The sequence below is a fragment of the Nocardia amamiensis NBRC 102102 genome, assembly GCF_001612745.1.
Lineage (GTDB): Bacteria > Actinomycetota > Actinomycetes > Mycobacteriales > Mycobacteriaceae > Nocardia > Nocardia amamiensis.
This window is the reverse complement of record NZ_BDBA01000319.1, coordinates 1-6,973: the sequence shown is the minus strand read 5'-3', so window position 1 is coordinate 6,973 and position 6,973 is coordinate 1. Positions and strand designations below refer to the sequence as shown.

6 protein-coding genes are annotated in these 6,973 nt (G+C 66.2%); 5 read left to right on the top strand and 1 reads right to left on the bottom strand.

Features of this window, described 5'->3' with window-relative positions; all coding sequences use genetic code 11:
• Positions 1–315: 315 nt before the first annotated feature.
• From NA4_RS36695 to NA4_RS36680, 4 genes are all read left to right on the top strand, one after another.
• Positions 316–2,106 carry a reverse transcriptase/maturase family protein gene (locus NA4_RS36695; RefSeq protein WP_067480519.1) on the top strand — a complete coding sequence of 597 codons (1,791 nt, stop codon included), beginning with the start codon at positions 316–318 and terminating at the stop codon, positions 2,104–2,106.
• A 431-nt stretch (positions 2,107–2,537) separates the two neighbouring features.
• The gene (locus NA4_RS36690; protein WP_067480517.1) at positions 2,538–3,011 is read left to right on the top strand and encodes a hypothetical protein; all 474 of its coding nucleotides are present in this window, start codon (positions 2,538–2,540) and stop codon (positions 3,009–3,011) included.
• A 38-nt stretch (positions 3,012–3,049) separates the two neighbouring features.
• Positions 3,050–3,580, top strand: coding sequence for a hypothetical protein (locus NA4_RS36685; protein WP_157129529.1), 531 nt, complete (start codon positions 3,050–3,052; stop codon positions 3,578–3,580).
• A gap of 8 nt (positions 3,581–3,588) precedes the next feature.
• A complete protein-coding gene (locus NA4_RS36680; protein ID WP_157129528.1) occupies positions 3,589–5,259 on the top strand; it encodes an alpha/beta hydrolase in 1,671 nt (556 codons plus the stop codon).
• A gap of 59 nt (positions 5,260–5,318) precedes the next feature.
• Here the strand turns inward: NA4_RS36680 and NA4_RS36675 are convergent, their stop codons facing one another.
• Positions 5,319–6,311 carry a transposase gene (locus NA4_RS36675; protein WP_067480508.1) on the bottom strand — a complete coding sequence of 331 codons (993 nt, stop codon included), beginning with the start codon at positions 6,309–6,311 and terminating at the stop codon, positions 5,319–5,321.
• Between the two features lie 112 nt (positions 6,312–6,423).
• On the opposite strand from NA4_RS36675, the gene NA4_RS43065 reads away from it, so the two are divergent.
• Positions 6,424–6,973: pyridoxal-phosphate dependent enzyme (locus tag NA4_RS43065; protein ID WP_084497778.1), on the top strand; the 550-nt coding region annotated here is incomplete at its 3' end.

Here is a 6,973-nt window from a genome sequence, read left to right as displayed (position 1 = left end):
ACCTCCCGACACGGCGTCTGTGGTCGGGACCGTCGGTATGGAGGCGATTCCGAGTTTCGTCGCCTCGAACCCTTCCGACCGGCGGGCGGCGGGCAGTGAGCCCGCTCAAGGAAACGGACCGGGACGCCTACGTCACGCTCGATACGTCTGGTGCACAGAGGAATTCGGGATGGCCTACGGGGCGCGAGCCCTATGGTCACGGAGGGTCCGTAGTAGTCGCAGGAGTAGCGCCCTGCCAGGGAGGACGGGAGCTCGTCCACACGGGCGAAGGGACCCAGGTGCTCGAGATCGACAACACATGATGAGGTACGCGAGATGCGAGATGCCGCAACCATATTGGCGATCATTCGCGAACGCGGCAGTCGAGGGCTGCCGTTGGAGCGGGTCTATCGGTGCTTGTTCAACCCGGACCTGTTCCTGCTTGCCTACGGAAAGCTCTACCGCAACAAGGGCGCGATGACGCGCGGGGCCACCACAGAGACCGTGGACGGCATGAGCCTCGGCAAGATCGAGGCCATCATCGAGGCGCTCCAGACGGAGCGGTATCGGTGGACTCCGGTGCGGCGCAGTTTCATCGAGAAGAAGAATTCGACGAAGAAACGCCCGCTGGGGTTGCCAACCTGGTCGGACAAACTGCTGCAAGAAGTGCTACGCCTGATCTTGGAGGCGTACTACGAGCCGCAGTTCTCCGATCGGTCCCACGGTTTCCGGCCCGGCCGCGGCTGCCACACCGCGCTGCAGGAGATCTACCACCAATGGCACGGGACGGTCTGGTTCGTCGAGGGCGACATCACCGACTGTTTCGGATCGCTCGACCACTCGATCATGAGATCGATTCTGGCCGAACAGATCCACGACGGCCGGTTTCTGCGCTTGATCGACGGGCTGATGAAGGCCGGGTATCTGGAGGACTGGCGATATCACGCCACGCTGAGCGGCTGTCCGCAAGGTGGGGTCGTTTCGCCTGTCCTGTCGAATATCTACCTGGATCGGCTGGACCGGTTCATCGAACAGACCTTGCTGCCTGCCTATAACCGAGGGAACCGCAGAACACCGTATCGGCCGTATATGCGGTTATGGCAACGCGCGTGGCGGGCCGAGCAGGTCGGAGATCTGGATACAGGGGCGTTGCTGCGTAAGCAGATGAAAACCCTGCCGTCCCGTGATCCCGCTGATCCGGCCTATCGGCGGCTACGTTACTGCCGCTACGCCGACGATTGGATTCTGGGTTTCGCCGGTCCCCGGCAGGAGGCCGAGGACATCAAGAACCAGATCGCGGTGTTCCTGCGCGAGGAATTGGCGCTGGAGTTATCACCGGTCAAGACCTTGATCACGCACGGGCGGACGCAGGCCGCCCGGTTCCTCGGCTACGAAATCGTGGTGTTGCACGCCGATCACAAACGCGGACCGCACGGTCACCGCAGCATCAACGCGGCGATCGGGCTGAAAGTACCGCTGGAGGTGATCAGGGCCAAAGCTCGCCCCTACCTGCATCACGGCGAACCGATTCGGCGGACCGAACGCATCGTCAATACCGATGTCAGTATTGTCGCGCAGTTCCAAGCCGAGTTCCGGGGCGTCGCAGAGTACTACCGGCTGGCGTTCAACCGTCACCGGCTCGGTCGCCTGAAATACGTCATGGAGCGGTCGCTGGCCAAGACCCTGGCCCGGAAATACCGGATCACGGTCCCACAGGTCTACCGCCGCTACCGTGCCGTTCTCGACACCGAGCACGGTCCTCGTCGTGGCCTGCGAGCCACGCTGGACCGAGACGGGCGGCCACCGCTGGAAGCACAGTGGGGCGGAATCAGTCTGGCCCGCGACATCACGCCACGACCCCTCGACGACGATCCGATACGCATTTGGAATAGCCGCCGGTCCGAGCTGGTGCAACGCCTGCTCGCCGAGGCTTGCGAACGATGCGGTTCCATCCACAAGGTCGAGGTCCATCACGTGAGAGCGTTGAAAGACCTCAACCCGAAAGGCCGGAAACCACAACCGGATTGGGTCAAGCAGATGGCGGCTCGCCGCCGCAAGACCCTCGTCGTCTGCCGCTCCTGCCACGAGGACATCCACGCAGGACGCCCAACCGGCAGGCCACGATGAGCACTAGAAAGCCAGCTGCCACGGAAATCGGGCACGGCTGGTTCGGAGGGGGGCCGTCGGAAAAGGACCAGCCAGCTGGCACCTCGTCGGCGGCCTACCCTACTGCACGTCCGGTTCGGAGGGCGGGCCGCAGAAACCCACCGTGTCGAAAGACCGGCAGGGCGCTGCGGTCCGACCCCTACACCATCGCCGCCTCTACCAACTGCGGCGACGCACCCCCGGCGGAGATGGAGGTCGCCTACTACGCTCAACACCCAGCCCAGCAGACGGCCGGGCTGTCACACCAATAAGTCTCCGGACTCACCGGGGGGATTCAGGTCAGCTAACACCGTATTATCTGACAACACCGGGTGGCGGCCCTGGGGAAACACCCTGCCGGGTTCGTACCCGTTATCCCGTGTGTTGCCTAACGTTTGAGGAGTTGTGGGCCGATGACCCTCATCTGGCGTCTGGCTTTGGTCACCACCATTCCGGCTGTGATGCCGACTGGTGCGGCGCTGGCGCAGTATCTGCGGTCGCGGGAGGGGCATTGTGGTCGCTCTGGGCGGATCTTGTCACCGGAGACCGGGCGCGCCTACATCGGCGTGCTGCCGATCGGTTTCGCTGGTGTCGCGAATCTTGCCGAGTTCGACCGACCGGGCCGAGACCGGTTGCAGCGTAACGTCTGCACCGCGTGGGGGCGCGGTGCTCGGTCGAGGTTCAACGCCAAACGCGCCACTGTCTGCGGCGCCCTGAACTATTTCTTGGGCCAGGACTGGATCGGCGATGCCGCTACGGTGTTGGACGGGCTGAGTCGCGGGCACCAGCCCGAGGCCGACACGGACCGGGTCCGCTCTCGAGAGGCGACCGATCGTCTGGTCGCCGACAAGCGGTGGCCGGTCGAGACCGGGCCGTGGGGGCGATGATGTATGCCACCGCGGCTCGTGCAGAGGAAGTCCTCCGCGTGGACATCACCGACCTGCACCGCCCCGACCGGCGTGCCCGCACCCGGCGTCAGGATGGCAAGGCCGACGGATTGCTCTACGGCATTCGCACCGCGCGTCTGCTGGGCGAACTGCTCGTCGGACGCAGCGGACCGATCTTCTTGTCGCGCCACGCAGGCTCCGACGACGGTACCGTGCTCACCCCTGAGCTCGGCCCGGTCGGTCGCCGCAGGCGGATGAGCTACCGTTCCGGCGAACGGTGTCTCACCGCCGCGCCCGGCGGGTGGGATCCGCACGACTTGCGCCGCTCGCGGCTCACCCAGGCCAGCAAGAGCGGCGCCACCGACACCGACCCGATGAATCTGTTCGGCCGCCGGGACCGCCGCACCTTGCAGCGGTGTTCGATACCCAGCAAGGACGGCACACACCGCCGAGTCGATGACATCGACGCCCGTGCCGCCTGGGCACCTGGAGCGGCTGGACTGGCCACCCGCCCGACCCTCACCGCGGCCGTACAGCCCGCGCCTGCCGTCGTGGCGAGGCTCGGGTGAGCAACGGCATGATCAGAATCCTTGCCCGGATCACACAAGATCTGAGAGGCCTGACCAGCAAGGCAATGCAGGACTGGCAAGACATCGGCACAGCCGTGGCTGGCTCTGTTGTGCGGGATGTCGATGAGAAGGTGCACCTCGACCAGCGCGGCCGGCATGAGATCGAGAAAGCGGGCGAGGGCCTGACGGCTCCGAAACGGATGGGTGAGTGTGCCGACGAGGTCGCACGATCCGGCTCCCGGCCGGCCCGGGCCGAGTTTGGCTCGAGTTTCCCCGTCGCCGGTCACCGCCCGCGCCATCTCGGCTTGTCGCTTCCCGAAGATTCGCCGATCACCGCCGACGAGCGTGGTTTTGCCGCCGAGGCGGTCACCAAACTGAAGGACCGCTACGGTCCGGCAGCGAACGTGAATCGCCTGGTGAGCCGGATCGAGCCGGACGAGGTCGTCACCGCGTCCCGCGCCCGAGCCACACAGAACGCCCGGTGGTGGGACACCTTGTCCGAGCACGAGCGGTCGGCGATGGTGCGAGTACGTCCACATCTGATCGGCAATACTGACGGCATCCCTTATGCCGTCCGGGACCGCGCCAACCGCCTTTCGATCACCCGGGACCTGGAACGGTATCTGGGGCAGCGCCCCACAGGCGGTCAGCGCCGCAGCGGGCTTACCCGCGCCGAACTCGCCCACCTGCGCAATATCGTGCGCACCCGTGATCACCTCGCGATCATCGAGCACCAGGCCCGTGCGATCGGCGCGCGCGATGTGCAGGTGATGGCCTACAACCCCCGAGCGTACGGCGGCAACGGCAGGGTGGCGGTCTCGATTGGTGATGCCGACCGGGCCGAGATCGTCACACGGCATATCGGCGGCTTCGGAACCACGCTGCGCTCGCTCGAGTACCGTTCGACCTTCGTGTGTAACGAATGGGAGGTGACGACCCGCTACGCAGGGCACGACCGCGCTGCCGCGATCATCGACATCGGCTACCACCATCCGATTTCCGTGGTGCCGCCCGAGCCTGCCAAACCGCTGTTCGCCGAAGTCGGCGGGTACGTCGTGGCACGAGACGTCGCGAGCTACAACGCGACTCGCGAAGCGACGTCGAACCTCCCGAACGGCGCTGTGACACCACGCTTGCACACCCTTCTCGGACATAGCTACGGTTCGACCACCGTGTGCTACGCCGGAGACGGAGGCCGGCTCGCCGGTGAGATCGATCAGGTTGTTCTATCGGGCTCTCCTGGCGCCGGACCACTCACTCACGCAGCCGATTTTGGAATCGGTACAGAGAACGTCTACGTCTTGGCCGCCCACCGTGACCCGATTACCGCGCTCGGCGCGGAAACAACGGCCGGACAGGGCCGGTTCCTGGGCACCGGCCTCGGACTCGACCCCGCGAATGCGCGCTTTGACGCGATTCGGGTCGCCGCAGAACCGCCGCACACGCCGGCGTTCGGCAGCCGTTTGCAGATCCACCAAGGCTACAACTCCTTCGCTGACCCACAGACCCGGGAACCAACAGAAGCGTTGCATAATATAGGTCTGATCGCCTCCGGGCGTGGCGACGAAGCGGTGCGGGTGGTGCACCGGCCCGCCGTCGACACCCCGACTCTTCGGCACCGTATTGGAACGCTGCCGGTAGACCCGGAACAGACTCGTGTTGCTCGAAGACCGCAATGAACCGGACACAGGTGAGAATCTGTTACGCACCAGCCGCCGCTCGTCCGACGGGCGCCCGATCAACTCCTCGGGCGACCACTACTGACCCAGGAACCGAAACCGTAAGCCCAATCAGCGCTAGCAACTCGGGCGAACTCCCGCCCAGGTGACTGGTGTCGAACAGGCGTGTGGTGGGCTGTGGTGTCGCCGGGTTTTGCGGGGTGGTCGGTTGATGCGTTGACGGGGGTGGCGGTTGTCAGGTCGTTTCGGTTTGCCCCGTGGCGATTTGGACTATCAGCGTGGGGTGCTGGGGGCCTCAGGCGGGGGGCTGTGGTCCAGCCGCTGGTGGTGTAGCCGATTCCGAGGACGGCGAGGCGGGCGAGGTTGTGTGCGGCGGCGAGTAGGCCGAAGTCTGCGCCGATCTTGGCTTGCCCGCGCAGGCGGACGCGGCGTCCGCCGTGGCGGCGGCGCATCAGGTGGCCGATCTTGCGTTCGACCTTGGGCCGGGCGGCCCGGTAGTCGGCCTTCCAGGCGGGGTCGAGTTGGCGTGCACGGGCGGTGGCCAGGTATTTCTCGTAGGCGCCGATGGTGATGGTGCGCCCGCCGGCCGCCGTCCTGCACTGCGCGCGCAGGGGGCAGTGCGTGCAGACAGCGCCGAAGTATACGGCGCCCGAGATCCGGTCGGTGATGCCTCGGGTCACCGCCTCGCGCGCCAGTTCCGGGCAGCTCCAGCGCGCCAGCGGCAGCCCGGACCAGGCCGGCAGCTCACACGCCAGGGCCTTGACCTCGGCGAGGACCCCGGCAGCGAATGCTCGCGGCCTGCCACTGCGAGGCAAGTCGGTCAGACCTTTGATCCCGTTGCGGCAGAACCGTTTACGCCACTTCCGGACAGTGTCGACACATACTCCCAGAGTCATCGCGATCCCGGCGTTGGACATTCCGTCCGCGGCGGCGAGCACGATCCGCGCCCGCAGGACCTGCCGCTGGGGCCCCCTCGCCTTGCGGGTGACCGCTTCCAATTCCGACCGCTGCCGCCCTGTCAAGCGCACCACATGCGGGCTGCCCATCGGCATGCCGAATTCCCTCGTCCCTCATCATGAATGAACTGAACAAGGCACTGTGCACGAGCAGCCACCCCGAACCGGGGCAGACACTCCGGGCCACGGCGTGGCAGGCTGAGGGCCCATGGCACCACCGCCGGAATCGACCAAGACCTCGCTGCGGCAACGACTGGCCGCCCACGCCGCCGACCGCTGGCCGCAACTGGCCCGCCTGCACGTCCGCTACCACGGCGCCTTCGCCTACATCACCGGCGAACTCGCCGACGGCACCGAGCTGCCACTGATGCGACTGCGCTACACCGGATACGCCACGACCTGGGGATTCGCCATCTACCTCGCCAGCCGAGACACCTACGAAGACTCCTTCCTCCCCAGCGGCCTGCCCTCCGGCACCCCCGCCGAAACCCTCGACTGCGCCTGCGGTCTCTACCTCAACGACCCCACCGCCTGGCTACCCCGGCGAACTAACGGGCGCACCCACGGCGCATTCAAGTTCCGTGGCGCCTACAATGCGATCAGCCAACTGCCTGCTGAGAAGCGTGCGCACGGCATCGCCGCCTACTCCTCGGGCAACCACGCACAGGCGGTGGCTCTTGCCGCCCAGTTGCTCGGCACCAGCGCAGTGGTCCTGATGCCCGCGGATGCCCCGCCATCGAAACTGGCTGCCACCAAGG